Genomic DNA, 24,942 nt, shown 5'->3' with positions numbered 1-24,942 from the left:
CCATTGCTCCGGGCTGCGAGTTCCGCGTAAAGCATGAGCACCCCCCAGCGCCTGTACCGCGTCACTTTCCTCAACCAGGGCAGCGTTTACGAAATCTACGCGCGCTCGGTCAGCCATGGTTCGATGATGGGTTTCGTCGAGATCGAGAAGATCGTCTTCGGTGAACGCAGCTCGATCCTCGTCGATCCGGGCGAGGAAAAGCTGAAGGCGGAATTTGCCAATGTTTCGCGCACCTTCGTGCCGGTGCATGCCATCGTCCGCATCGACCAGGTCGACAAGGCCGGTGCCGCGCGGATCATGGCCGGTGGGGAATCCGGCAAGGTCATGCCGTTCCCTGTGTTCACCGGCGGTGGCGACCATAAGTCCTAGGCCTTCCACGTTCGGGGTTGCGTGATGCGCTTTGCCTATCTCGGCAGCGGCAGCAAGGGCAACGCGCTGATCGTCGAAGCCGGCGATACCCGCGTGCTGCTCGACTGCGGCCTGCCGCTAGTCGAGGTCGATGCGAGGCTCGCCCGGCTCGGCCTCATGGCCAGCGATCTGACCGCGATCATCGTCACCCACGAGCATGGCGATCACATCGGCGGCGTGGCGAAACTCGCGCGTCGCAACCAGCTGCCGGTCTGGCTGACCGCCGGCACCCGCGCGGCATGGAAAGCGGCGCCGGAGGAATGGGTGCGTACCTTGAGCCCGCATCGGCCGATCACCCTCGGCGCATTCGAGATCGTTCCGTACCCGGTGCCGCACGATGCCCGCGAGCCCTGCCAGTACGTGTTCGGCCATCAGGGTCGCCGTGTGGGGGTGCTCACCGATGCCGGCAGCGTCACGCCGTACATGCGCGAATCGCTGACCGGGCTGGACGCCTTGCTGCTCGAGTTCAACCACGATCGGCAGATGCTGCTGAACGGCCCTTACCCGTCATTCCTGAAGCAGCGCGTGGCCGGACCGAAGGGTCATCTGAGCAACGCCCAGGCCGCCGAGCTGCTCGGCAGTCTCGATATTTCCCGGCTTCAGCACCTGGTGCTGACCCATCTTTCCGAAACCAACAACACCCCGGAGCACGCGCTGGCTGCGGCTTCCGAAGTGCTTGGCGCGCAGCCTGACTGGCTGGTCTGCGCCCACCAGGACGCCGGCCTCGACTGGCGTCACGTCAACTGAAATAGAGAATTTCTGGAATGAGCCTGCACATCCTGTCCGGTGGTACCGCGCTGTCCGCGTTCCGCATCGAGCGCCTGCGCGCCAGCCTGGCAAGCCATTCGCCAGCGGTCAGCGGTGTGCGCGCCGTCGAGTTCTTCATGGTCGATGCCCAAGACGATGATGAGGGCGTCGATGAAGCTGCGCTGTGCAAGCTGCTTGATGCATCGACCGCTCAGCTCCCCACTGCCGACGCGATGCTCTACATCGTGCCGCGCCTCGGCACGCTGAGCCCCTGGGCGAGCAAGGCCACCGACATCGCCAAGGTCTGCGGGCTGAAGGGCGTCAAGCGCGTCGAACGCGGACGCCTCTATCTGCTCGATGGTGTGACGAGCCTTCCGACCGCGGCGCTCGCCGAGCTGCATGACCCGATGACCGAATCGGTGCTGACTACAGCTGCCGATCTGCAGCACGTGTTCGCCAGCGGCACGCGCCGCAGCCTGCGCAAGGTCGATGTGTTGAGTGGCGGCCGCGAGGCCTTGGTCAATGCCAATCGCGACTGGGGCCTGGCGCTGTCGGCGGACGAGATCGATTACCTCGTCGCTCACTACACGGGTGCAGCCAAGAACCCGACCGATGCCGAGCTGATGATGTTCGCGCAGGTCAACAGCGAGCATTGCCGGCACAAGATCTTCAACGCCGAATTCACCGTCGATGGCGCCGTCCAGCCGGACTCGCTTTTCGGCATGATCAAGCTGACCTACAAAGCTTCGCCCGAAGGCGTCTTGTCCGCGTACAAGGACAACGCCTCGGTGATCGAAGGCCACCAAGCGATGCGCTTCTTCCCGGACAGCGATCGCGCCTGGCGCGAGCACGACGAGCCGGTGCACATCCTGATGAAGGTCGAGACCCACAACCATCCGACCGGCATCTCGCCGGCCGCAGGCGCGGCAACCGGCTCCGGTGGCGAGATTCGCGACGAAGCGGCCACTGGCCGCGGTGGTCGCCCGAAGGCCGGCCTGTCCGGCTTCACGGTGTCGAACCTGCGGATTCCCGGTTTCGTCCAGCCCTGGGAGCAGGATTTAGGGAAGCCTTCCCGCATCGCCAGCGCGCTGCAGATCATGCTCGACGGCCCGATCGGCGCCGCTGCGTACAGCAACGAATTCGGCCGCCCGGTGCTGAACGGCTACTTCCGCACCTACGAGCAGAAGCTGCCAGACGGCAGCATGCGCGGCTATCACAAGCCGATCATGATCGCCGGCGGCTACGGCAACATCCGCGGTCAGCATGTCGAAAAGCTGGCGGTGGTCGAGGGCGCGAAGCTGGTCGTGCTCGGTGGCCCGGCGATGCTGATCGGCCTGGGCGGCGGTGCCGCATCGTCGATGGCAACCGGCGCTTCGAGCGCCGAACTGGACTTCGCCTCGGTGCAGCGCGCCAACCCGGAACTGGAGCGGCGCTGTCAGGAAGTGGCCGACCAGTGCTGGGCGCTCGGCGAACGGAACCCGATCCTGTCGATCCACGATGTCGGTGCCGGCGGCATTTCCAACGCGCTGCCGGAACTGGTGCATGCCGACGATCGCGGCGGCCATTTCAAGCTGCGCGACGTGCAGAGCGCCGATCCGGCGCTGAGCCCGATGGAAATCTGGTGCAACGAATCGCAGGAGCGTTACGTCCTCGCGATCGCCCCGGAATCGGTCGCGGTGATCCAGGCGATGTGCGAACGCGAGCGCTGCCCGTTCGCCGTGGTCGGCACCGCGACGGCCGTGCAGCAGTTGATCGTCGAAGACAGCGACGGCAGCTTGCCGGTCGACATGCCGATGCCGGTGCTGCTCGGCAAGCCGCCGAAGATGCAGCGAGTGACCTCGCGCAAGCATCCGGTCAGCGCGCCGCTGGCTTATCCGCCGGCTGGCGATGCGGCGCAGAAGGCTTTCATCAAGGACGCCGCCGAGCGGGTGCTGAAACTCCCCACCGTGGCCTCGAAGCAGTTCCTGATCACCATCGGCGATCGCACCGTCGGTGGTCTCACCGTGCGCGACCAGATGGTCGGCCCCTGGCAGACGCCGGTTGCCGACGTCGCCGTGACCGCGACCGGTTTCGAAGCGATGACGGGCGAAGCGATGGCGATGGGCGAACGCCCGACGATCGCGCTGCTCGATGCCGCTGCCAGCGGCCGCATGGCCGTCGCCGAATCGGTGCTGAACATCGCCGCTGCCCATATCGGCAAGCTGTCCGACATTCGCCTGTCGGCGAACTGGATGGCCGCCTGCGGGCAAGGCGACGAGGACGCGCGCCTGTTCGACGCTGTCGAAGCGATCGGCCGTGAGCTGTGCCCGGCGCTCGGCATCGCGATTCCGGTCGGCAAGGATTCGTTGTCGATGAAGTCGGTCTGGCAGGACGGCGGTGAGACGAAGACTCAGACCTCGCCGCTGAGCCTGGTGATCACCGCATTCGCGCCGGTCGCCGATGTGCGCAAGACGCTGACGCCGCAGCTCAAGGCCGAAGCCGCCAGCCGGCTGATGCTGGTCGACCTCGGCGCCGGCAAGAACCGCCTGGGCGGTTCCGCACTCGCGCAGGTGTTCGGCGCGGTTGGCGACACGGCGCCGGATCTCGACGATCCCGCGCGGCTGAAGGCAGCGTTCGACTGGCTGCAGACGATGAACGCGCAGGGCAAATTGCTGGCCTATCACGACCGTTCCGACGGCGGCCTGTTCGCCACGCTGTGCGAAATGGCGTTTGCCGGCCGCAGCGGCATCGATGTCGCACTTGATGCCCTCGGCCCCGATCCGGTCGCAGCCTTGTTCTGCGAGGAGCTTGGTTTTGTCGTCCAGCTGAAGCTCGCCGATGTCGACGCCGCTGTCGCCAGCGCGCGCGCTGCCGGCCTGCACGCCGGGCTGATCGGCGAAGCCAGCGCCGATGAAAAGATCACGATTCACCACGGCGGCAAGACCGTGTTCAGCAACGAAGTCCAGACGCTGTATCGCAACTGGGCCGAGACCAGTCATCGCATCGCATCCTTGCGCGACAACCCGGATTGCACGCGCGAAGAGTTCGACGCCGCCGGCGACATGGCCGATCCGGGCTTGAGCGTGCGTCTGACCTTCGAGCCTTCCGTTGCTCCAAAGATCGGCAAGCGTCCCAAGGTTGCCGTGCTGCGCGAGCAGGGCGTCAACGGCCAGGTCGAGATGGCCTACGGTTTCCACGCCGCCGGCTTCGACGCCGTCGACGTGCACATGAGCGACATCCTCGAAGGCCGCGTGCAGCTCGATGGCTTCGTCGGTTTCGCGGCGGCGGGCGGCTTCAGCTATGGCGACGTGCTCGGCGCCGGTCTCGGCTGGGCGCGCTCGATCCTCTTCAACGAACGCGCCCGCGACGAGTTCCAGCGCTTCCTGGCCAAGGATGATCGCTTCGCGCTAGGCGTCTGCAACGGCTGCCAGATGATGGCGGCACTGAAGGGCATCGTCCCCGGCGCGGAAGCCTGGCCGGCGTTCCGGCGCAATCGTTCGGAGCAGTTCGAAGCGCGCTGGTCGATGGTCGAGCTGACCGAGAGCAAGTCGATGTTCTTCCAGGGCATGGCGGGTACGCGGATGCCGATCGCCATCGCCCACGGCGAAGGCCGTGCCGAGTTCGGCAACGCGGCCGATCAGGCGGCGCTGGAAGCTGCCGGTGGTGTCGCGATGCGCTACATCGATAACCGCGGCCGAGTGGCAACGCGCTATCCGGCGAATCCGAACGGCTCGCCAGCCGGCATCGCCTCGGTCACCAACGCCGATGGCCGGGTGACGATCCTGATGCCGCATCCCGAACGCACCATCGCCGGCACCGTCGGTAGCTGGTGGCCGCAGCAGTGGGACGGCAAGACGCCGTGGTTCCGGATGTTTCAGAACGCGCGCGCATTTGCGCGCTGAAAACACCCGATCGGATCTCGTACCTGCGATCCGGCGCTACTTGGCCCGGAAACAAAAAAGGACGGCGCGGTTTCCGCGCCGTCCTTTTTCTTTGAAGCGGCCGCTACTTCTTCTTGGTGGCGGCCGGCTTCTTGGCAGCCGGTGCATCCGCATCCGGCGCAGCGGCGGCTGGCGCATCGGATTCATCATCCGGCAGTTCGAAATCATCCAGCGGCGGATTGCCGTCGTGGATCAGGTTCCAGCGCTGCTGCAGGTAGGCGGTGCGCACGAACAGGTAGCGATCGAACTGCTGTTCCAGGATCGAATCGGCTGAGAGATAGTTGGCGCGGGTGTTGACGAGATTGATGCCGGTCGCGCTGAGCGCGTAGACGTCCTCGCTGCCGCTGAGGTACCAAAGCGGCTTGGTCGGGATATCGACGACGAAACCGACCAGGTCACGGTTGGTGCTCGGCCCGAGCAGCGGCAGCATCAGATACCAGCCTTCGCCGACACCCCAGTAGCCGAGCGTCTGGCCAAAGCCTTCCTCGTGACGTGCCAGGCCCACTTCGCTGGCCACGTCGATGAAACCGACCAGGCCAGCCGTGCTGTTCAGCACCAGGCGGCCGAGGTTCTTCGAGGCCTGCAGCGGCTTGCCCTGCAGCAGCGCGTTGATGATGTTGCGCGGCTCGTCGAGGTTATCGAAGAAGTTGCCGATACCGGTACGGATCGGCGCCGGCGTGATGTACACGTAACCCTTGGCGATCGGCCGCAGCGCGTACTTGTCGGCGGTTTCGTTGATCTTGAAGACGACGCGGTTGACCGGTTCCAGCGGGTCAGACGGGTTGTCGGCCGGGTGATGGGCACAACCGCTGACCAGCAGCGCCGCAAGTGCCAACGAAATGCCTGCATACCTCATGAAGCCGCCCCCGGTGTACGTATTGTTATCTGTCAGTGAAGCGTAGCAGGGTGTCCAGTCCGAAGAAGCGCGACAGCTCGACCAACTGCGCCGGCGGGTTGCGCAGTTGCAGCGGCTTGCCTAACGCCTGAGCCCGGCGGGTCAGCTCGAGCAGCAGCGCCAGGCCCGCGGAATCGGCTCGGGTGACGCCTGCAAGGTCAAGCTCACCGGCAGCAGCGAGTTCCTTGGCCTTGTCCAGCCACTGCGGCACATGCTTGAAATCAAGCGCACCGTTCACTTGCATGCTGGCAGTCACGGCAGGATCAGCTGGCTCCGCCGTTCTTCTTCGCAGCTTCGATGAAGTCGCCCTTCTCCATGCGCTCGATCACCGAATCAAGACCGTTCTTCTTGATCTCGGCATTGAGCTGCGTGCGGAAATTGGTGATCAGCGAAATGTTCTCGACGGCGATGTCGAACACCTTCCAGTCGTTATCGACATTGCGCACGCGGAAGCCGATTGCATAGGCCTTGCCGCTGTCCGACTTCATCGTCGTGTTGACCAGCGCGGTCTTGTCGTTCTCGCCGAGGCGCACCGGCAGCCAGTCGATCTGGATCGAGTTGTAGTTGTCGAGCATGGCGTTCGCGTAGGCGCGAACCATCATGTTCTTGAACGCGGCTGCGAAACGGCTGCGCTGATCCGCGGTCGCCGCCTTGTAGTTGGAGGCCAGCACCAACTGGGCGATGTAGGGAACATCGAAGCGCGGCACCACGACTTCGTCGACGGCCTTGTAGAACTTCGGCAGATCGGCGCGGTAAGCCTTGTAGTTCGCCTGGATCAGCTTCTGCAGCTGCTCGGTGGTGCCCTTCAGCGCGGTATCCGGCGTGGTTGCCGCAGGCGCCGCCGCCACTTGCGCAGCAAGGCCGAAGCCGAGGATCAGGGTCAGGAATTTCTTCAACATGGGGTGCTCCAACGGATAGGCTGCTGTGAGTTCACTTTGCCGGAGCGGGGGCTTCGGCCTTGGGTTCGACGGGCTCTTCGGACTTCTTTGCGGCGGCCGGTTCCTTCTGCGTGAACGAGGTCAGGAACTGGCCGATCAGGTTTTCCAGCACCAGCGCGGACTGGGTGAAGGTGATCTCGCTGCCGTTCTTCAACGGCTCGGGATCGCCGCCCGGTTCCAGGCCGACGTATTGCTCGCCGAGCAGGCCGGCGGTCAGGATCTTCAGATTCGAATCACTCGGAATATTGTTGCGGCTGCCGTCGATTTCCATGGTGACCACGGCCTGGAAAGTTTCCGGGTCGATGCCGATGTCGCGAACCCGGCCGATCCGCACGCCGGACAGTTTCACCGAAGCGCCGCGCGCGAGGCTGCCGGTGTTCTCGAATTTCGCGGTGATCTTGTAGCTGCTGCCGCTGTCACCAACCGAATCGAGGCTGGCAACGCGGAACGTCAGCACGAACACCGCCGAGATGCCGAGGCACACGAAAAATCCGACCAGGAGTTCAAGGCTTCTTGATTGCATGATGAGGGTCCAGTCTGGTCTTGGGTCGCTTAACGGAACATGAAGGCGGTGAGCACGAAATCCAGCGCCAGGATCGCCAGCGACGACACCACCACGGTGGAGGTCGTGGCGCGTGAAACGCCTTCGGAAGTCGGCGCTGCGTGATAGCCCTGGTAGACGGCGATCCAGCTGATCGCGAGGCCGAAGACAGCCGACTTGATCAGCATGTCGCGGATATCGCCGCCGTGCATCGCCTGATTGATCTGCGACCAATAGGAGCCGTCGTCGACGCCGAGCAGCTCGACGCCGATCGCGTGACCGCCGGCGATGCCGATGGCCATCATCGAAAAGATCGACACCAGCAACGGCATCGCGATCAGGCCGGCGATGAAGCGCGGCGCGATCACGCGCTTGATCGGGTCGACCGCCATCATTTCCATGCCGGACAGCTGGTCGGTGGCTTTCATCAAGCCGATTTCGGCCGCCAGCGCCGAGCCAGCGCGGCCGGCGAACAGCAGGCCGGTGACCACGGGGCCCAGTTCGCGAATGATCGACAGCGCCACTAGCACGCCCAGGCTCGATGCAGCGCCAAAATTCACCAGCGTTCGATAGCCCTGCAGCGCCAGCACCATGCCGATGAAGCTGCCGGAGACGACGATGATGATCAGGCTCAGCACGCCTACCGAGTAGATCTGCTGAATGATCAGGCGCGGCCGCAGCAGCGCGCCGGGAATGCTGGCGAGAATGGTCAGCAGGAACAACGTGGCGCGGCCAAGGCCGCTGACCGCATCGGTGACCGGGCTGAGGAATTTCATGCGCGCCCCGCCATCAGATCGTCCGCATAGGTGGTCGACGACTTGTAGTGGAAGGCCACCGGGCCATCGGACTCACCCTTCAGGAATTGCTGCACCAGTGCTGATTTCGAGGCCCGGATCGCGTCCGCCGTGCCGTGATCGAGCACCTTGCCGCCGGAGACCACGTAGACGTAGTCGGAAATCGACAGCACTTCGTCGACGTCATGAGAGACGATCACCGAAGTCAGCCCCAGCGCCTGGTTCAGGCCCCGGATCAGCCGGATCAGCACGCCCATCGAGATCGGGTCCTGGCCGGTGAACGGTTCGTCGTACATGACCATGTCCGGCTCCAGCGCGATCGCGCGGGCCAGTGCCACCCGGCGCGCCATGCCGCCGGAAATCTGTTCGGGATACAGCGCCGCAGCGCCGCGGAGGCCGACCGCTTCGAGCTTCATCAGCACCAGATCGCGAATCATAGATTCCGGCAGCTGGGTGTGTTCGCGCAGCGGGAAGGCGACGTTCTCGAAGACGCTGAGATCGGTCAGCAGCGCACCGCTCTGGAACAGCAGGCCCATGCGCTTGCGCAGCTCGAACAGCTCGCTGCGCGATTGCCGGTGAACGTTGATGCCGTCGAATTCGATGCTGCCGGCATCCGGCTTCCACTGACCGCCGATCAGGCGCAGCAAAGTGGTCTTGCCGGTACCGCTCGGGCCGAGGATGGCCGTGACCTTGCCACGCACGATGTCGATATCGATGCCGTCGTAGATCACGCGCGGACCGAATGCGAAACGCAGTGATCGAACGCGAACCAGCGTGTCGGAAGTGTCCGGATTCATCGAAACGGGCTATCGAAGGAGGATTGAAACAGACTTGAAACTATACGCGATGACTCCCGCATTGGAGGCCCCGCACCGCGATTGGTTCCCCGTGAAGCGTCCGCCCGCTATTGCTGCAGGGTTCAGAGCTTGGTGCGAAGTGCAGCAATCAGATCGGTTTCGACGCACGAGCAATCGGCCGGTCCGCCAAGGTCGGCAACCTGGGTCATGCGCATGTCGAGCAGACCGCAGGGATTGATGCGTGAGAACGGCGCCAGATCCATCGCCACGTTCAGCGACAGGCCGTGATAGCTGCAGCCGCGGCTGATGCGCAGCCCGAGGCTGCCGATCTTGCGGCTGCCGGGGCGAGGGCCCAGGCCGTCATCGAAAACGCCGCTGACATAGACACCGGGCGCATCGGTTCGCGCCGCCGCCGTGATGCCGTAGCTGGCCAGCGTGGCGATCATCGCGTCCTCCAGCCGGGTCACCAGCGAACGGATGCCGTAACCGCGCCGGGCGATGTCGACCAGTACATAGATCACCACCTGGCCGGGGCCGTGATAGGTGACCTGGCCGCCACGGTTGCTCTGCACGACCGGAATGTCGCCGGGGTTCAGCAGATGCTCCGGCTTGCCGGCCTGGCCCTGGGTGAATACCGGCGGATGCTCGACCCGCCAGAGTTCGTCCCGCGTTTCCGGAGTGCGCGCCGCGGTGAAGGCGCGCATCTCGTCGTAAACCGAGCTGTAGTCGCGCCGGCCGAGTTCCCGGACGGCGATCGTGTTCACAGCGCCAGGATCACGCCCGGGTCGCTGGTCACCGCCTTGATCACGCGGTCGAGCTGTTCGGCGTCTTCGGCGGTGAAGTTCAGGGTCAGGCCCAGATACTTGCCGCCGCTGGACAGCCGGCGCGCGGTGGTGATCTCGGCGCCGGGCGCCAGCAGCGCCTGCACCACCTGCGTGATCCGCGTCGCCGTTTCCTCATCCGGGCGAATGAAGATCTTCAGCGGAAACTCGCAGGGATAAGTGAGTCCTGCGGGCGTCTTGGTGGCTTCGTCGTCGCTCATGGGTGTCGGTCAGGCTGAGAGGCGGGCGGGGCTCAGAAGCCGATCCAGAGCTTGATCTGGTCGATCAGGCGACGCCAGAAACCGCCGCTCTGAACCTCGGTCAGGGCGACCAGGTCGACGGTCTTCAGCACCTTGCCGTCGACGCTGATCGTGGCCTTGCCGAGTACTGCGCCCGGCGCGATCGGCGCGATCGCCCGCGGTGACAGTTCGTTCTGCACCTGCATCGTTTCCTTCGAGCCGCGCGGGAAGGTCAGGCGCACCGGTTCCAGGGTGCCGACCTGCACTTCGCTGGCGGCGCCCTTGTAGACCTTGATCGTGCCGACGGCGGCGGCCGGGCCGAACAGGCTGGCGGTTTCATAGAAGCGGAAACCCCAGTTCAGCAGTTCGAGGCTGGCCTGTTCGCGATAGGCCCAGGTCTGGGCGCCCATGACGGCGGAAATCAGGCGGCGGCCGTCGCGGCTCGCCGAGGTCAGCAGGCAGTAGCCGGCGGCACTGGTATGGCCGGTCTTGATGCCGTCGACGCTCGGGTCCTTGATCAACAGACCGTTGCGGTTTTCCTGAGCGTGATCGATGCCGTACTTGAACGAGCGCTCCGAGTACATCTTGTAGTACTCGGGAAACTCTTTGATGAGCGCGCGGCCGAGGATCGCCAGGTCGCGGGCGGTGGTGTAGTGCTCCGGGTCCGGCAGGCCGCTGGCGTCGACGAAATGGCTGTTGGTCATGCCGAGCTTCTTGGCGGCGGCGTTCATCAGATCGGCGAAGGCTTCTTCGCTGCCGGCCAGATGTTCGGCGAGCGCGATCGACGCATCATTGCCAGAGACGATGATGATGCCGCGGAGCAGATCCTCGATCTTCACCCGGCTGCCCAGGGTCAGGAACATCCGCGATTCGCTGGAATCCTTGCCCTGGCGCCAGGCCTTCTCGCTGATCAGCGCGGTGTCGTCGAGTTTCAGGCGGCCCTTGCGGATTTCGTCGAAGGCGACGTAGGTGGTCAGCACCTTGGTGATCGACGCCGGCTCGACCCTGGCATCCGGATTATTGCCGGCCAGCAGCTCGCCGCTGTCGAAATCGAGCAGCGCGTAGGCCTTCGCCTCGATCGCCGGAGCTTCCGGGATGGTGACCGCGCGCGCGGGCGCTGCAGCGACGATGACGGTCGTGGCGACCAGAAGCAGATTGCGGGCAAAGCGGAACGGGAGGTTCATCCGGGGAATTCGAGCTGACTTAGGCAATACAACAGGAGAAACGGGCTCGGACGAGGGCTGCCCGAGCGGCGAAATGGTAGCGCAGCAGATTCGATGACGCAGCGCAGCATCGGTGATCGGTTCATTCGCTGACCGGGATGGTGCGGGTCTCGCCGTCGGCGAGCTTGCGGCGCATGGCTTCCAACGCTGCCGCATCGGCGAACGGGCCGACCAGCACGCGATACAGCCATTGGCCGTTGCGGGTCTCGCTTTTCATCAGCAGCGGCTTGATGCCGGCGATCGCCAGATGCTCGCGGAACGTCGCCGCATTGCGGGAATCGCTGAACGAACCGGCCTGCAGGAAACGCGGCTGGATCTTGCGGGCGACCTGCAAGGCTATCGGCGGGCCGGGCGGCAGCGGCTTCATTTCGGCGACCACGGCCGGCTTCGCTGCCGGCACCGACGCGGCCGGCGGATTGGCCGCAACCAGCGTGCGGCCGGTGGCGTCGACCACTTCCAGTTCCACCTCGGCGGAACCGTCGCCGATGATGCCGATGCGGTGCGCGGCGGAGTAGCTCAGATCGACGATGCGGCCGGAGTGGAACGGTCCACGATCATTGATGCGGACGACCACGCTCTTGCCGTTCGACAGATTGGTGATCCGGGCATAGGTCGGAATCGGCAGCGTCTTGTGCGCGCCGCTCATCGCGAACATATCGTAGGTCTCGCCGCTGGACGTGCGCCGGCCGTGGAATTTCTTGCCGTACCAGGAGGCGTGGCCGCGTTCCTTGAAGCCGGCGGCGTCCTGCAGCACGTCGTAGTGGACGCCGAACACCTCGTAGGACTCGGGGTTGCCGTAGCGGCTCTTCTCCACCGACTCCGGCACGGCATCGGGAATATCGCCGACGTTGGCCGGAATCTCGTTTGCGGACGGCGGGCGATCCTTCTCGCCAGCCGGTGCCGGAGGCAATGCCGTTGTTGTCCGGCCCGGCGTCTTCTGGGCCGGCGTCGTGGTTCGCGGCACGCGGCTGGAACCGGGGCTGGGTGCGGGTGCGGGAGCCGGATAACGGCGCGGAGCTTCGGTGGCGCAGGCAGCCAGCAGCAGGACAGATGCGCCGACCAGCGCCTTCCAGACCCTCATCGCGCCGCGTGCTCGGCGGCTTGCGCGTCGGCCAGCGCATTGGCGAGCTGGGTCACGGCCATGGCGTAGAAGATGCGCGGGTGAGGACGCGCGCTTTGCGGGCACTGCCCGCTGCGCGTCCGAACGCCCGGCCAAGGATGGCCGGGCCGGGGTCCGATGAGGGCACGAGGCTGCGCCAAGGATGGCAGGCGTGAGTCAGCGCATCGGATCATCGGGCGGCACTCTCGGACTGTGCCTCGGCCAGCGCATTGGCGAGCTGGGTGACGGCCATCGCATAAAAGATGCGCGGGTTATAGGTCTGGATCGCGTAGAAATTCGGCAGCGCCACCCAGTACTCGGTGATCTGGCCACGGCGCAGCTGCACCAGGCCGACCGGCGTTTCGTCCGGCAGGGCGATCGCCGCCTGCACGCCAGCGGCACGCAGCGTAGCGATGGTCTGATCGGCGAATTTTCCGTTACGCGGAAAGCCTTCGGCCGGCGCGCTGTCCGCGGTGGCCGGAACCACCAGCGGTTCGCCGCGACGCCAGGCACGCTTCGGGTCGTAGCGGGTCAGGTAGTGGGCGATGCTGCCGATCGCGTCGGGGCCGCTCCAGAGGTCGCGCTTGCCGTCATTGTCGTAGTCCAGCGCCAGCCAGCGGTAGTTGCTCGGCATGAACTGCGCGTAGCCCATTGCCCCGGCGTAGGAGCCGAGCAGCTCGGCCGGCTTGCGGCTGGCGTCGCGGGCGAAAGCGAAGAACTCGGTCAGCTCGGAAAAGAAGAACGGCGCGCGGCGGGGATGATCGAAGCCCTGGGTCGCCAGCGCATCGAGTACCCGGTACTTGCCGGAATAGGTCCCGTACTTGGTTTCCACGCCCATGATCGCGGCGACCACCGTCGGCGGCACGCCGAATTCGGCTTCGGCGCGGGCGAACCACTCGGCGTTGTCGCGCAGGTAGCGGACGCCGTTGGTGATGTTGCGGGCGTTGACGTGGATCGGCTGGTAGGCGTTCCAGTCCGGTAGATAGTTAGGCTGATCCTCGGGTTTCGGGCCGCCGGCTTCCTTGTTGTTGACCTCTTTCTCGATCAGCTTCGGCAGCTTCTTGGCTTCATCGAGCGCGGCCTTGACCACGTCGAGATCTTCGGCGGAAAACCCGTAATCGTCGTGCAGCGTCTTCAGCAGCAGCGGTGTTTTCGGGTGATGCGCGTAGTCGGCCATGGCTGGCGAACTGGCGGCGCCAGCGAACAGCACCAGGATCAGCGGTGCGCACGGGAGGAGTCGAGTCAGCATCAAGGGCTCCTTGGGCCTGCTAACAATTGCTTTGGTCGCTGCGTTGCAGGTCAAAAAGCCGCCGGGCGAGGTGCGAACCGCAGGCCATAGCCTACCTATGGTCAAGGTTCGCACCGAAGTCCCGGCGGTTTTTCGGCCGCAACCCGAAGGGGCGGGGCCATTTCTGCGCATTGCTGCCTCTCTCGTCGCGCCAATGGGTCGGCCATTGGCCGCTCCTCGTTCGTTGCACTGCGCAGAAATGACCTCCGCCGCAGCGATCAAAGTAATTGTTAACAGGCCCTAGTTGGATAGCAGTTTGCGGTGCGTGTAGACCGACATCAGCATGCCGAAGCCGGCCAGCAGGGTGACCGCCGAAGTGCCGCCGAAGCTCACCAGCGGCAGCGGTACACCGACCACCGGCAGCAGGCCGATGACCATGCCCATGTTGATGAATACGTAGATGAAGAAGGTCATCGCCAATGAGCCGGCGAGCAGGCGCTGGAAACTGTCCTGGCCACGCAGGGCGATGTACAGGCCGCGGCCGACGATCGCTGCGTAGAGCGCCATCAGCACCGCTTCGCCGAGCAGGCCGAGTTCTTCGGAATAGACCGCGAAGATGAAATCGGTATGCGATTCCGGCAGGAAATCGAGCTTCGCCTGGGTGCCGGCCAGCCAGCCCTTGCCGAACAGGCCGCCGGAGCCGATGGCGATCTTCGACTGGGTGATGTGATAGCCGGTACCGAGCGGATCGCGTTCCGGATCGAGAAAGGTCAGCACGCGATTCTTCTGGTAGTCGTGCAGCTTCAGCCACAGCAGCGGCGCGGCGGCGGCCATCGCGGCGATCACCATCAGGATCCAGCGAATGCCGAGGCCGCCGAAATACAGTGCCAGCACGCCGGCGGCCAGCACCAGCATCGCGGTGCCGAGATCGGGCTGCATGGCGATCAGCACAGTCGGGCCGCCGATGATCGCCAGGGTGATCAGGATGGTCGAAATCTTCGGCGGCAGCGTCCGGGTGTGCAGCCAGGCGGCGACCGCCATCGGCATCGCCAGCTTGAGGATTTCCGACGGCTGGAAGCGCAGCACGCCGAGATCAAGCCAGCGCTGCGCGCCCTTGGCGTGATCGCCGAGCACCAGCACCGCCACCAGCATCACCACGCCGAAGCCGTACAGCCAGGGTGCGGCTGCACGATAGAACTCCGGCGGCGCCTGGGCCGCGACGATCATCACCGCGAAGCCGATGCCGAGTCGTTCCGCCTGATTGAGCACCACCGCCATCGAATGACCGCTGGCCGAGTACTGCACCAGCAGGCCGACCACGCCGAGCACCAGCAGCAGCAGCATCAGCCACAGGTCGATGTGCACGCGGATCAGGCGATCGGCGAGGCTGACCGACTGGTTCGGGGCGCGGCTGATGACAGAAGTATTCATCGCGGTGTCGCCGCCGGCGGTGGGGTGGCAGGAGGCGGCTCTTCATCTTCGGTCGGCACGCCTTCCTCGGCTTCCAGCGCCGGGTCGGCCGCCGCAGCTGCCGCTGCTGCCGCTCCGGCCGGGTCCTCGTTGTACAGCACCTTGCCGAGCAGGTACTGATCCATGATCTGGCGGGCGACCGGTGCTGCCACCGAACCGCCGTGACCAGCGTGCTCGGCGATCACGGCAATGGCGATGCGCGGCGCATCGACCGGCGCGAAGGCGATGAACAGCGCGTGATCGCGCAGGTGCTTGGGCGTCGAGTCGAAGGTCGGCGCCACCGTCTCTTCCTGCTTGAGGCCGACCACCTGCGCGGTGCCGGTCTTGCCGGCCGAACTGTACGGCGCGTCCTTGAACGCGCGGTAGGCGGTGCCGCCCGGGAACATGGTCACCAGCTGCATCGCATGAATCACCCGCTCCTGAAGTTCGGCACTCTGACCAGTCAACGGCGGCAGTGGTTCGGGCGCCACGCCGGCAATGGCACCGGTGGCCGGATCGGCGATCGCATGCAGTACGTGCGGCTTGAAGCCGAGGCCGCGCATTGCCAGGCGGGCGGTGCCCTGCGCCAGCTGCAACGGCGTGGTGGTCAGATAGCCCTGGCCGATACCGAGGCTCAGCGTTTCACCCGGAAACCAGACCTGCTTGTAGACGCGGCGTTTCCATTCCTTCGATGGCAGCAGGCCGCCTTTTTCGTTCGGCACGTCGATGCCGGTGGGCTTGCCGAAACCGAACTGGCCGAGAATTTCGTCGATGCGGTCGATGCCGAGATTCATCGCCGCCTGATAGAAATAGATGTCGCAGGACTTGGCGATAGCGCTGTCGAGATTGACCGTGCCGTGGCCCTGGCGCTTGTGGCAGCGGTACTTGCGCGAGCTGCCGGGCAGGGTCATCGAGCCCGAGCAGTAGATGCCGGTATCCGGCGTCACGGTCTTGAAGTTCAGCGCCGCGGTGGCCATGAACGGCTTGATCGTCGAACCCGGCGGATAGGTGCCGAGCAGCGCACGGTTGTACAGCGGCCGGCTCTTGTCCTCGAGCAGGCCGCGATAGCTGGCAGCGTCGATACCTTCTACGAACAGCTTCGGGTCGTAGCCCGGCTTCGACACCAGCGCCAAGATTTCGCCATTGCGCGGGTCGATCGCCACCACCGCGCCATCGAGATCGCCGAGCGCTTTCTCAGCGACCAGCTGCAGCTGGGCATCGAGGCTCATGTACAGGTTCTGGCCGGAGCTGCCGGGCCGCGATTCGAGTTCGCGCAGCGGCCGGCCGGCGGCATTGGCCTCGACGATCTTGGTGCCCGGCGCGCCGCGCAACAGATCCTCGTGGCTGCGCTCGACGCCGGACTTGCCGATCTGCGAAAGACCTTCGTAATCGGCGGCTTCGAGCCTGGCGTAATCGGCTTCGCTGATGCCGCCGACGTAACCGATGATGTGCGCGGCGCTTTCGCCGAGCGGGTAATCGCGGACCAGGCCGGCGTTGACTTCCACGCCTTCGAAGTCGAAGCGATTGAGCTGGTAGCGCGCCACTTCCTCGGCGGTCAGGTTCGATCGCAGGGTGACGCTGCGATAGCGCGGCCCCTTGCGCATGCGCTCGCGGAAGCGGGCGATGTCCTGATCGGTGAGGCGCACATAGGCCTTCAGGCGCTCGAGCGTGTCGTTGAGATTGCGGACCCGCTCGGGCGTGATGTCGAGCACGAAGCTCGGCAGGTTCTGCGCCAGCAGGGCGCCGTTGCGGTCGTAGATCAGGCCTCTGACCGGCGCGATCGGCGTCAGCCGCATGCGGTTGTCGTCGGCGCGCGTCGAGTAGTAATCGTGGCGGACCAGCTGCAGGTCGATCAGGCGCGCGGCGAGCATGCCGATCATCAGCAGGCAGAGCACCGCAGCGAATACGACGCGACCGGTGAAAGTGCGTTTTTCTTCGTAGAGGTTCTTGATCGCGTCGAAACCGCTGCGCGATGAGCCCGGCGAGTTCACAGCGGGGCGCTCATGGCAGCCGCATGCGGTTGCGTCGCGCGCGGCGGCTGAGGATCGAATCAAGCAGGCCGGCGGACAGCGGCCAGACCAGGGTTGTCGACAGGATCGGCAGCCAGCGCAGGTTGACGTCGGCTGCGTGCCGGGCCAGACCGTCGATCCAGAACATCAGGAAGATGTACAAGGCCCAGACCGGCGCCAGCGCCAGCGCCACCTGCCAGGATGAAAACAGGATCAGGGTGCCGCGCAGCCGGCGGATCAGGAACGCCACCACCACCAGCCCCAGCGCGTGCTGGCCGAGTGCGGCATTGAGCAGCACATCGCAGCACAGGCCCAGCACCCAGGCGGCAGCGATGGCCGGCGAAGTCGGCGCGTACAGCGCCCAGAAGCCGATCACCAGCAACGGCCAGGCAGGCCGCGCGATCGCCGCCCACTCCGGCAGCTGGACGATCTGCAGCATCAGCGCCAGCAGCAGGCTGCCGAGGAACACCAGCGTGCCGTTCATGGCACCACCGCTTGTTTCGGCGCCTTCGCCGGCGGTTTGGCAGGAAGATCGATCGGCACCTGCACCGGTGTTTCTCCCGGTGCCGAGGCCGGCAGCGCCCGCTCGCTCCAGACCAGCAGCGCCTGGCGGCCCTGGTTCAGATGGGCTTTCGGGTAGGCGATCGCTTCCATGAAGCTTTCACCGCCGGCGTGGCGCAGTTCGTGGATTTCACCAACCGGATAACCGGCCGGAAAGCGGCCACCGAGCCCGGATGAGACCAGTAGATCGCCGACCTTCACATCGGCATTGCCGGGCAGATAGGGCAGTGACAAGCCGTGACCATCGCCGCGGCCGAGCGCGATCGTCTGCAGGCCGGTGCGGTTGATCTCGACCGGAATGCCGTGATCGGGATCGGAGATCAGCAGCGCCACCGACGAACCCTGATTGACCTGCACCACCTGACCCATGATCCCGTACGCATCGAGCACGGCCTGGCCGCGATAGACGCTGTCATTGGTGCCCTTGTTGAGCACGATCTGGTGCCGGTACGGATCCTGGCTGGTGGCGAGAATTTCGGCGATCAGCACCCGGTCCTGCAGCGCGCTGGATGAGGCCAGCAACTCGCGGATGCGGACGTTCTCGGCTTCCAGGGAAGCCAGACGCAGCAGCCGCGCATCCTGCTGCAGCAGGCGATCCCGCAGCTCGCGGTTTTCGTCGCGCAGCGTTTCGCGGGTATGAAAATAATCGACGCTGTTCGAGACATTGGCCGGCGACGCGGCCAGCCACATCACCGGCGTCAGCGCCCAGGACAGCCATTGGCGCAGCGGTTCGACTTTGGCGCCACGATTCTCGGCCACCATCAAGGTGATCGACAGCGTCACGAACAGCGCCGCCTTCAGCCCCAGCATGGAGCCGCGCGAAGCTTGTGAGTTGCGCGAGGAGTCGCTAAGCGTGGTATTCAAGGGCCGGGCGCAGGTTCAGCGGGGCGTCGTCCGCACCGGGTGCGGGAATCGCGGAAGAATAGGGTGCAAGCGCCGGGGCGACAACCGCTTTTCACTGTCTTTACTCAGAAAACGAGGCTTTCGGTCCTGCGATTGGCTGCCCCGACGAAAAAGCCCCGGACGGGGCCGGGGCTTTCCGATCAGCGTGCCGTCCAGCCAGGCTCAGTCGATCAGGTAGATGTCGCCCTTCTGATCGAGCATGTCGAGCAGCATGCCGCCGCCACGGGCCACGCAGGTCAGCGGGTCGTCGGCGATGATCACCGGCAGGCCGGTTTCTTCCGAGATCAGCTTGTCGAGATCGCGCAGCAGCGCGCCACCACCAGTCAGCACGATGCCGCGCTCGGCGACGTCGGAACCCAGTTCCGGCGGCGTGCGCTCCAGCGCCTGCTTGACCGCCTTGACGATGCCGGCCAGCGGCTCCTGAAGCGCGTCGAGGATTTCGTTGGAATTCATCGTGAAGTTGCGCGGCACACCGGCGGCCAGATGGCGGCCGACGATGTCGATTTCCTGCACTTCGGTGCCCGGGAACGCGGTGCCGATTTCCTGCTTGATACGCTCGGCCGTGGCTTCGCCGATCAGCATGTTGTATTGACGGCGCACGTAGGAAACGATCGCTTCGTCGAAGCGGTCACCGCCGATACGTACCGATTCGGCATAGACGATGCCGTTCAGCGAGATCACCGCCACTTCCGACGTGCCGCCACCGATGTCGACGACCATCGAGCCGCGCGCTTCGGAAATCGGGATGCCGGCGCCGAGCGCTGCGGCAATCGGTTCCTCGATCACGTAGACCTTGCGGGCACCGGCGTTCTCGACCGATTCCTTGATCGCCCGGCGCTCGACCTGGGTCGAGCCGTAGGGCACGCAGACCACGACACGGGTCATCGGGCGCATCACGCGGCCCTTCTGCACCTTGCGGATGAAGTGCTGCAGCATCTTCTCCGTCACCGTGTAGTCGGCGATCACGCCATCGCGCAGCGGGCGGATGGTCGAGATATTGGTCGGCGTGCGGCCAAGCATGCGCTTGGCATCGATGCCGACTGCTTCGATCTTTTTCGCGCCGCGGGAATCGAGGCGGATTGCGACGACGGAAGGCTCGTTCAGAACGATGCCCTCGTCACGCACATAGATCAGCGTGTTGGCGGTGCCGAGATCGATGGAAAGGTCGTTGACAAACAGGCGGCGGACGGCGTCGAACATCGCGATTATCGAAGGGCTGGGCTTGAGGGGGCGCTAGCTGAACCGGCGGGAAACGGCAGTCGCAAAGAGAGGCGACCGACGCTGATTTGGGCAGAAATATACCTGAAGCCCTGCCGCGCATGTTGCGCTGCGGCCCCGGGCGGTCGCCGCAGCGCTGAGCCGCGAATTTTTTGCCGGGGAGGTCGGCCCGTGATCGTTTATCATCGCGCCAGCCTTGAAACCCCCGTCGCGACTACCAGTTTGCTGGAGGTTTCCTGGGGTTTTCCGGTTCTTCCGCAACGTCGCTGCGGAAAACTTCAGCGCCGATGCGCTCCCCATCCGCACGAGTCCCGCATGAGTCTGAGCCCCGAACAAATCCGCCAGGTCGCCCAGTTGGCGCGCCTGGAGCTGAATCCCGAGCAGGTTGAGCCGTACGCACGACAACTATCGAACATTCTGGAAATGGTCGATCGCCTGTCGTCGGTCGACACCGCCAACGTCTCGCCGATGGCGCACCCGCTGGACATGGTGCAGCGGCTGCGTCCGGACACGATCAGCGAAACCGATCGCCGCGACGACTATCAGGCGATCGCCCCGGAAACCCGGGACGGCCTGTATCTGGTCCCGAAAGTCATCGAGTAAGCCTTATTGCAACGCGGTGTAGCTGCGTCGCAATAAGTCGGCGGGTTCGAGCGAATGCTGTCGCGTCGCTCAACCTGCCGGGAAACCCGGAATCACCAAGAACCCATGCATAAACATTCCATCGCCGAACTCGCTGCCGGCCTGCGCGGGAAGAAATTCTCGTCCCGCGAGCTGACCCAGCACTTCCTCAAGCGCATCGACGCCCATGACGGCGCGCTGAACTCGTACGTGACGATCACCGCCGAGCGCGCGCTGAAGCAGGCCGATGCGGCCGATGCCGTGCTCGCCGCCGGCAACGCCGGCCTGCTGACCGGCATCCCGATCGGCCAGAAGGACATCTTCTGCACGAAAGGCGTGCGCACCGCCTGCGGCTCGAAGATGCTCGATACCTTCATCGCGCCGTACGACGCCACCATCGTCGAGAAGCTCGACGCCGCCGGCATGGTCATGCTCGGCAAGCTGAACATGGACGAGTTCGCGATGGGCTCGTCGAACGAAACCTCGTTCTATGGCCCGGTCTGCAATCCCTGGGACAAGACCCGCGTGCCGGGCGGTTCCTCCGGTGGTTCGGTCGCCTGCGTCGCGGCCGGTTTGGCGCCGGTCGCCACCGCCACCGACACCGGCGGATCGATCCGCCAGCCTGCCGCGCTGACCAACCTGACCGGCATCAAGCCGACCTACGGCCGGGTCTCCCGCTACGGCATGATCGCGTTCGCATCGAGCCTCGATCAGGCTGGCGTCGTCGCCCGCTCGGCCGAAGATGCGGCCTACGTACTGCAGGCGATGTCCGGCTTCGATCCCAAGGATTCCACGAGTGTGGAGCGCCCGGTCGATGACCTGGTGAGCGGCCTGAACACCAGCATCCGCGGCCTGACCATCGGCTTGCCGAAGGAGTATTTCGCTGACGGCATGTCGGCCGGCGTCCGCGAGCGGATCGAGCAGGCGATTGCCACGCTGACCCAGCTCGGCGCCAACTTCAAGGAAATTTCGCTGCCGAATTCGCCGCTCAGCGTGCCGACCTATTACGTCGTCGCCCCGGCCGAAGCCAGCTCGAACCTCGCCCGTTTCGACGGCGTGCGCTACGGCCATCGCGCCGACGGTGCGAAGTCGCTCGAAGAACTCTACAAGCGCAGCCGCGGCGAAGGCTTCGGCGCCGAAGTGCAGCGCCGCATCATGATCGGCACCTATGTGCTGAGCCACGGCTACTACGACGCCTACTACCTGCAGGCCCAGAAAGTCCGCCGGCTGATCTACGACGACTTCAAGCGCGCCTTCGCCGATGGCATCGACCTGGTGCTGAGCCCGACCGCGACCGACGTCGCCTTCAAATTCGGCGAGAACAGCGATGACCCGGTGGCGATGTATCTCAACGACATCTACACGATCGCCGCCAACCTGGCCGGCATCCCGGCGATGAGCCTGCCCTGCGGTTTCGTCGATGGCTTGCCGACCGGCTTTCAGTTGATGGGCAACTTCTTCGCCGAAGCGCGCATGCTGAACGTCGCGCATCAGTACCAGCAGGCCACCGACTTCCACACGAAGTGGCCGACGGAGTACGCGTCATGATCATTCCAGCCGGTTGGGAAGCCGTCATCGGTCTAGAAGTGCACTGCCAGCTGTCGACGCAGTCGAAGATTTTCTCCGGTTCTGCAATCGCCTACGGGGCGGAGCCGAACAGCCAGGCTTCGCCGATCGACCTCGGCATGCCGGGCATGCTGCCGGTGCTGAATATTGATGCTGTGAAGAAGGCGGTGACGTTCGGCCTGTCGGTCGGCGCCAAGATCGCCGATCGCAGCGTGTTTGCGCGCAAGCACTACTTCTATCCCGATCTGCCGAAGGGCTATCAGATCTCGCAGTACGAGCTGCCGATCGTGTTCGAAGGCCATCTCGATATCGAGATGGAAGACGGTTCGACCAAGCGCATCGGCATCACTCGTGCGCATCTGGAAGAAGACGCCGGCAAGTCGGTGCATGAAGGCTTCCAGAAGTCGTCCGGCATCGATCTCAACCGCGCCGGTACTCCGCTGATCGAGATCGTTTCCGAGCCGGATATCCGTACTGCGGCGGAAGCGGTTGCCTACCTGAAGAAGCTGCACCAGCTGGTGGTCTATCTCGGCATCTGCGACGGCAACATGCAGGAAGGTTCGTTCCGCTGCGATGCCAACGTCTCGGTCCGCAAGATCGGTGCGCCGAAGTTCGGTACCCGCACCGAGACCAAGAACGTCAACTCGTTCCGCTATGTCGAGAAAGCGATCGAGTACGAGATCGAACGCCAGATCGAGGTGATCGAGGCCGGCGGCACCATTCGCCAGGAAACCCGTCTGTTCAATCCGGACACCGGTGAAACCAAGGCGATGCGCTCGAAGGAAGACGCCAACGACTACCGCTATTTCCCGGACCCGGATTTGCTGCCAGTGATCTGCACGCAGGACTACATCGACGCGATCCGCAAATCTCTGCCCGAGTTGCCGGAAGCCAAGCGTGCGCGCTTCGTCGCCGAGTTCGGTTTGTCCGACTACGACGCCAAGACGCTGACCAGCTCGCGCGAACTGGCGGCGTATTACGAAGCGGTGGTTGCGGCAAGCGGTGCTGAGCCTAAGCTGTGCGCGAACTGGGTGGCCACCGATCTGCTCGGCGCGCTGAACAAGATGAGCAAGGGCATCGAGGAATCGCCGATCTCGGCGGAAGCCTTTGCTGCGCTGCTCAAGCGCATCGCCGACAAGACCATCAACGGCAAGATCGCCAAGGACGTGTTCGAGGCGATGGTGTCCGGCGAAGGCACGGCCGACGAAATCATCAAGGCCAAGGGTCTGGTTCAGGTCACCGACGAGTCGGCGATCATCGCCGCGATCGACGACGTGATCGCCAAGAATCCGCAGCAGCTCGCCGACTACCGGGGCGGCAAGGACAAGCTGTACGGCTTCTTCGTCGGCCAGGCGATGAAGGCGACACAGGGCAAGGCCAATCCGGATGCGCTGAACCGCCTGCTCAAGGAACGCCTGGCGGGCTGACATGAACCTGCTGATTCCGTTCAAGTTCGACAACCACATCGCGCACGGCGCGTTCGTGGTCATCGATACCGGCGCTGCCGAGATGCTCGACATGCGCGCCTACGATCCGGCGGTGCGCGGCCTCGTTGCCCAGACGATGGCGGCGATGCCGTTGCTGGCGACGCATACCCGTTTCGAAGGGCGGATCAATCTGCAGTTCCAGGGCGAGCGGGCGATCAAGTTGCTGGTCGCCCAGGTGGTGCAGCGTGAAGGCGCGCCGCTGACCGTCCGCGCGATGGCCAAGGCGGCGCCGCAGATCGACGGCAGCTATGCCGAACTGCTCAGCGACGGCGTGCTGGCCCTGATGCTGGAGCCGGCCGATGACGCCCAGCCGAGCCGTCAGGCGATGGTGCCGATCGACGGCGACAGTCTCAGCGAATCGCTGGAAGGCTACTTCGCCCAGAGCGAACAGCTGCCGACCTTGGTGCGGCTGGCCGCGGACGGCGATCGCATCGCTGGCTTCATGCTCCAGCGTCTGCCGCTGGAACACACCAAGGCGACCGAAGAAGTCTGGGAGCATCTGGCTATCCTCGCCGGCACCTTGAGCACCAACGAACTGCTGACTGCCGAGCCGGAAACGCTGATGCGCCGCCTGTTCGCCAACGAGGACTGGCAGCTGCACGAAGCGCAGCCAGTCAACATCGCCTGCCGCTGCTCGCGCGAAGGCATTTCGCTGCTGCTGCTGTCGCTGGGTCGCGACGAGGTCGACAAGATCGTTGCCGAGCAGGGCAAGGTCGAGATCATCTGCGAGTTCTGCGGCCGCGATTACGTCTATTCGCGCAGCGATGCGGCGACTCTATTCGTCGCCGAAGGCAGCGAGCAGTCGCAGCTTAAGCACTGATGATCGTCCCGCAGTACCGCGTCGACGCCTCCGCCATCCCGCTCGCCGGCAAGGGCCTGTTCCTCGCCGAAGATGTGGCGAAAGGCCGGGTAATCATCGCGCCGGACAACATCCACACGGTGTGGCCGGAAGCGAAGCTGCGCCAGTACCCGGCCGATTCGATCGAAGCCGAGTCGAGCGTGCGCTGGTTCGAGGACTGGTATTCGCTGACGCCGGAATGGTCGGACGAGTGCTACGTCAACCACAGCTTCGCGCCGACCGCGCTCTGGCATCTCGGCTTCATCTTCGCTGGCAGTGACTTGCCGGCTGGCACCGAAATCACCGTCGACTACCAGCTGGTGATCGGCAGCGGTGAAGTGATGCCGTTCAGGGATTCGATCACCGGCCGCGAGATCATCGGCCTGCCCTGGGTCGATAACCTGCGCCACAGCGCCACGGCGCTGCTCGGCCTGCTCGACGCGCGCTGAATCCGGTTCGTCTGAAGCCAATGCGCTGCAAGACCTGATCGGTCCTGCCCTTGCGGCTTTTACCAGTGATCGCCGATGGTGTGTCGGCAGCCTGCGTTCTCGCAGGTACCCGCCCAACCTTCGTAGTGACGGCAGCCGCATCCGGACTTGGCACAAGCGCCGAAGCCGACACGGATCGGTCGACTGCCGTC

Annotated in this window: 24 protein-coding genes; 8 read left to right on the top strand and 16 right to left on the bottom strand. The window is 64.8% G+C overall.

Going from position 1 to position 24,942, the window contains the following annotated elements; translation table 11 throughout:
* The first annotated feature begins 33 nt into the window (after positions 1-33).
* Genes G513_RS0118450 through purL form a run of 3 tightly spaced genes read left to right on the top strand, consistent with a single transcriptional unit; the run spans position 34 to position 5,036 of the window.
* Complete coding sequence (locus G513_RS0118450) at positions 34-369, top strand: DUF1820 family protein (protein ID WP_022978347.1); 336 nt, start codon at positions 34-36, stop codon at positions 367-369.
* A gap of 24 nt (positions 370-393) precedes the next feature.
* The gene (locus G513_RS0118445; protein ID WP_022978346.1) at positions 394-1,155 is read left to right on the top strand and encodes an MBL fold metallo-hydrolase; all 762 of its coding nucleotides are present in this window, start codon (positions 394-396) and stop codon (positions 1,153-1,155) included.
* Positions 1,156-1,172: 17 nt separating this feature from the next.
* Complete coding sequence (gene purL / locus G513_RS0118440) at positions 1,173-5,036, top strand: phosphoribosylformylglycinamidine synthase (protein WP_022978345.1); 3,864 nt, start codon at positions 1,173-1,175, stop codon at positions 5,034-5,036.
* A gap of 103 nt (positions 5,037-5,139) precedes the next feature.
* Here purL and G513_RS24040 read toward each other — a convergent pair whose 3' ends face one another.
* The 16 genes from G513_RS24040 to G513_RS0118360 all read right to left on the bottom strand — a co-directional run bounded on the left by G513_RS24040 (position 5,140) and on the right by G513_RS0118360 (position 19,772).
* Complete coding sequence (locus G513_RS24040) at positions 5,140-5,931, bottom strand: MlaA family lipoprotein (protein WP_022978344.1); 792 nt, start codon at positions 5,929-5,931, stop codon at positions 5,140-5,142.
* A 25-nt stretch (positions 5,932-5,956) separates the two neighbouring features.
* Positions 5,957-6,226, bottom strand: coding sequence for an STAS domain-containing protein (locus tag G513_RS0118430; protein WP_022978343.1), 270 nt, complete (start codon positions 6,224-6,226; stop codon positions 5,957-5,959).
* Positions 6,227-6,233: 7 nt separating this feature from the next.
* On the bottom strand, positions 6,234-6,869 hold the full coding sequence (locus tag G513_RS0118425; protein ID WP_022978342.1) for an MlaC/ttg2D family ABC transporter substrate-binding protein: 636 nt from the start codon (positions 6,867-6,869) through the stop codon (positions 6,234-6,236).
* 31 nt (positions 6,870-6,900) lie between these two features.
* Positions 6,901-7,431, bottom strand: a complete 531-nt coding sequence (gene mlaD / locus G513_RS24035; protein WP_022978341.1) for an outer membrane lipid asymmetry maintenance protein MlaD — start codon at positions 7,429-7,431, stop codon at positions 6,901-6,903.
* 29 nt (positions 7,432-7,460) lie between these two features.
* Positions 7,461-8,225: a lipid asymmetry maintenance ABC transporter permease subunit MlaE gene (mlaE, locus tag G513_RS0118415; protein ID WP_022978340.1), complete on the bottom strand. Its 765-nt coding sequence runs from the start codon at positions 8,223-8,225 to the stop codon at positions 7,461-7,463.
* Positions 8,222-9,040 (bottom strand): ABC transporter ATP-binding protein, encoded by an 819-nt coding sequence (locus G513_RS0118410; protein ID WP_022978339.1) that lies wholly within the window; start codon positions 9,038-9,040, stop codon positions 8,222-8,224. Before G513_RS0118410 ends, mlaE begins: the two co-directional genes overlap by 4 nt.
* 122 nt (positions 9,041-9,162) lie before the next feature.
* A complete protein-coding gene (lipB, locus tag G513_RS24030; protein ID WP_022978338.1) occupies positions 9,163-9,804 on the bottom strand; it encodes a lipoyl(octanoyl) transferase LipB in 642 nt (213 codons plus the stop codon).
* Positions 9,801-10,082 (bottom strand): YbeD family protein, encoded by a 282-nt coding sequence (locus G513_RS24025; RefSeq protein ID WP_022978337.1) that lies wholly within the window; start codon positions 10,080-10,082, stop codon positions 9,801-9,803. The genes lipB and G513_RS24025 overlap by 4 nt, the downstream gene beginning before the upstream one ends.
* Positions 10,083-10,114: 32 nt before the next feature.
* A complete protein-coding gene (locus G513_RS0118395) occupies positions 10,115-11,284 on the bottom strand; it encodes a D-alanyl-D-alanine carboxypeptidase family protein (protein ID WP_022978336.1) in 1,170 nt (389 codons plus the stop codon).
* 121 nt (positions 11,285-11,405) lie between these two features.
* Entirely contained in the window at positions 11,406-12,404 is a 999-nt protein-coding gene (locus G513_RS24020; RefSeq protein ID WP_022978335.1) for a septal ring lytic transglycosylase RlpA family protein, read from the bottom strand.
* A 208-nt stretch (positions 12,405-12,612) separates the two neighbouring features.
* Positions 12,613-13,671: a lytic murein transglycosylase B gene (gene mltB / locus G513_RS24015; protein WP_022978334.1), complete on the bottom strand. Its 1,059-nt coding sequence runs from the start codon at positions 13,669-13,671 to the stop codon at positions 12,613-12,615.
* Positions 13,672-13,950: 279 nt separating this feature from the next.
* Entirely contained in the window at positions 13,951-15,081 is a 1,131-nt protein-coding gene (rodA, locus tag G513_RS0118380; protein ID WP_022978333.1) for a rod shape-determining protein RodA, read from the bottom strand.
* Positions 15,078-17,090, bottom strand: coding sequence for a penicillin-binding protein 2 (gene mrdA, locus G513_RS24010; protein ID WP_022978332.1), 2,013 nt, complete (start codon positions 17,088-17,090; stop codon positions 15,078-15,080). The genes rodA and mrdA overlap by 4 nt, the downstream gene beginning before the upstream one ends.
* 10 nt (positions 17,091-17,100) lie before the next feature.
* Positions 17,101-17,592 (bottom strand): rod shape-determining protein MreD, encoded by a 492-nt coding sequence (gene mreD / locus G513_RS24005; protein WP_022978331.1) that lies wholly within the window; start codon positions 17,590-17,592, stop codon positions 17,101-17,103.
* On the bottom strand, positions 17,589-18,479 hold the full coding sequence (mreC, locus tag G513_RS24485) for a rod shape-determining protein MreC (RefSeq protein ID WP_022978330.1): 891 nt from the start codon (positions 18,477-18,479) through the stop codon (positions 17,589-17,591). The genes mreD and mreC overlap by 4 nt, the downstream gene beginning before the upstream one ends.
* Before the next feature lie 255 nt (positions 18,480-18,734).
* Entirely contained in the window at positions 18,735-19,772 is a 1,038-nt protein-coding gene (locus G513_RS0118360; protein WP_022978329.1) for a rod shape-determining protein, read from the bottom strand.
* Positions 19,773-20,105: 333 nt separating this feature from the next.
* Between G513_RS0118360 and gatC the strand changes: the two genes are divergently transcribed.
* From gatC to G513_RS0118335, 5 genes are all read left to right on the top strand, one after another.
* Positions 20,106-20,393 carry an Asp-tRNA(Asn)/Glu-tRNA(Gln) amidotransferase subunit GatC gene (gatC, locus tag G513_RS0118355; protein WP_022978328.1) on the top strand — a complete coding sequence of 96 codons (288 nt, stop codon included), beginning with the start codon at positions 20,106-20,108 and terminating at the stop codon, positions 20,391-20,393.
* 105 nt (positions 20,394-20,498) lie between these two features.
* Complete coding sequence (gene gatA, locus G513_RS0118350) at positions 20,499-21,959, top strand: Asp-tRNA(Asn)/Glu-tRNA(Gln) amidotransferase subunit GatA (protein ID WP_022978327.1); 1,461 nt, start codon at positions 20,499-20,501, stop codon at positions 21,957-21,959.
* Entirely contained in the window at positions 21,956-23,404 is a 1,449-nt protein-coding gene (gene gatB, locus G513_RS0118345; protein WP_022978326.1) for an Asp-tRNA(Asn)/Glu-tRNA(Gln) amidotransferase subunit GatB, read from the top strand. The genes gatA and gatB overlap by 4 nt, the downstream gene beginning before the upstream one ends.
* 1 nt (position 23,405) lies before the next feature.
* The gene (hslO, locus tag G513_RS0118340) at positions 23,406-24,284 is read left to right on the top strand and encodes an Hsp33 family molecular chaperone HslO (RefSeq protein ID WP_022978325.1); all 879 of its coding nucleotides are present in this window, start codon (positions 23,406-23,408) and stop codon (positions 24,282-24,284) included.
* Entirely contained in the window at positions 24,284-24,751 is a 468-nt protein-coding gene (locus G513_RS0118335) for an SET domain-containing protein-lysine N-methyltransferase (RefSeq protein ID WP_022978324.1), read from the top strand. Before hslO ends, G513_RS0118335 begins: the two co-directional genes overlap by 1 nt.
* The last annotated feature ends 191 nt before the right edge of the window (positions 24,752-24,942 follow it).

Source organism: Nevskia ramosa DSM 11499 (assembly GCF_000420645.1).
In the GTDB taxonomy this organism is placed as follows: domain Bacteria; phylum Pseudomonadota; class Gammaproteobacteria; order Nevskiales; family Nevskiaceae; genus Nevskia; species Nevskia ramosa.
Note: the sequence above shows the minus strand (reverse complement) of the source record. Positions and strands in the feature narration are given on the sequence as shown.

Excerpts from the sequence above, each read along its gene's own strand:
- G513_RS0118425 (WP_022978342.1), bottom strand. The coding sequence starts at position 6,869 with ATGTTGAAGAAATTCCTGACCCTGATCCTCGGCTTCGGCCTTGCTGCG.
- mreD (WP_022978331.1), bottom strand. The coding sequence starts at position 17,592 with ATGAACGGCACGCTGGTGTTCCTCGGCAGCCTGCTGCTGGCGCTGATG.
- rodA (WP_022978333.1), bottom strand. The coding sequence starts at position 15,081 with ATGAATACTTCTGTCATCAGCCGCGCCCCGAACCAGTCGGTCAGCCTC.
- G513_RS0118360 (WP_022978329.1), bottom strand. The coding sequence starts at position 19,772 with ATGTTCGACGCCGTCCGCCGCCTGTTTGTCAACGACCTTTCCATCGAT.
- mreC (WP_022978330.1), bottom strand. The coding sequence starts at position 18,479 with ATGCTGGGGCTGAAGGCGGCGCTGTTCGTGACGCTGTCGATCACCTTG.
- G513_RS24025 (WP_022978337.1), bottom strand. The coding sequence starts at position 10,082 with ATGAGCGACGACGAAGCCACCAAGACGCCCGCAGGACTCACTTATCCC.
- mltB (WP_022978334.1), bottom strand. The coding sequence starts at position 13,671 with ATGCTGACTCGACTCCTCCCGTGCGCACCGCTGATCCTGGTGCTGTTC.
- G513_RS0118410 (WP_022978339.1), bottom strand. The coding sequence starts at position 9,040 with ATGAATCCGGACACTTCCGACACGCTGGTTCGCGTTCGATCACTGCGT.
- G513_RS0118395 (WP_022978336.1), bottom strand. The coding sequence starts at position 11,284 with ATGAACCTCCCGTTCCGCTTTGCCCGCAATCTGCTTCTGGTCGCCACG.
- mlaD (WP_022978341.1), bottom strand. The coding sequence starts at position 7,431 with ATGCAATCAAGAAGCCTTGAACTCCTGGTCGGATTTTTCGTGTGCCTC.
- G513_RS24020 (WP_022978335.1), bottom strand. The coding sequence starts at position 12,404 with ATGAGGGTCTGGAAGGCGCTGGTCGGCGCATCTGTCCTGCTGCTGGCT.
- purL (WP_022978345.1), top strand. The coding sequence starts at position 1,173 with ATGAGCCTGCACATCCTGTCCGGTGGTACCGCGCTGTCCGCGTTCCGC.
- mlaE (WP_022978340.1), bottom strand. The coding sequence starts at position 8,225 with ATGAAATTCCTCAGCCCGGTCACCGATGCGGTCAGCGGCCTTGGCCGC.
- G513_RS0118445 (WP_022978346.1), top strand. The coding sequence starts at position 394 with ATGCGCTTTGCCTATCTCGGCAGCGGCAGCAAGGGCAACGCGCTGATC.
- G513_RS0118335 (WP_022978324.1), top strand. The coding sequence starts at position 24,284 with ATGATCGTCCCGCAGTACCGCGTCGACGCCTCCGCCATCCCGCTCGCC.
- gatB (WP_022978326.1), top strand. The coding sequence starts at position 21,956 with ATGATCATTCCAGCCGGTTGGGAAGCCGTCATCGGTCTAGAAGTGCAC.
- G513_RS24040 (WP_022978344.1), bottom strand. The coding sequence starts at position 5,931 with ATGAGGTATGCAGGCATTTCGTTGGCACTTGCGGCGCTGCTGGTCAGC.
- G513_RS0118450 (WP_022978347.1), top strand. The coding sequence starts at position 34 with ATGAGCACCCCCCAGCGCCTGTACCGCGTCACTTTCCTCAACCAGGGC.
- hslO (WP_022978325.1), top strand. The coding sequence starts at position 23,406 with ATGAACCTGCTGATTCCGTTCAAGTTCGACAACCACATCGCGCACGGC.
- gatA (WP_022978327.1), top strand. The coding sequence starts at position 20,499 with ATGCATAAACATTCCATCGCCGAACTCGCTGCCGGCCTGCGCGGGAAG.
- gatC (WP_022978328.1), top strand. The coding sequence starts at position 20,106 with ATGAGTCTGAGCCCCGAACAAATCCGCCAGGTCGCCCAGTTGGCGCGC.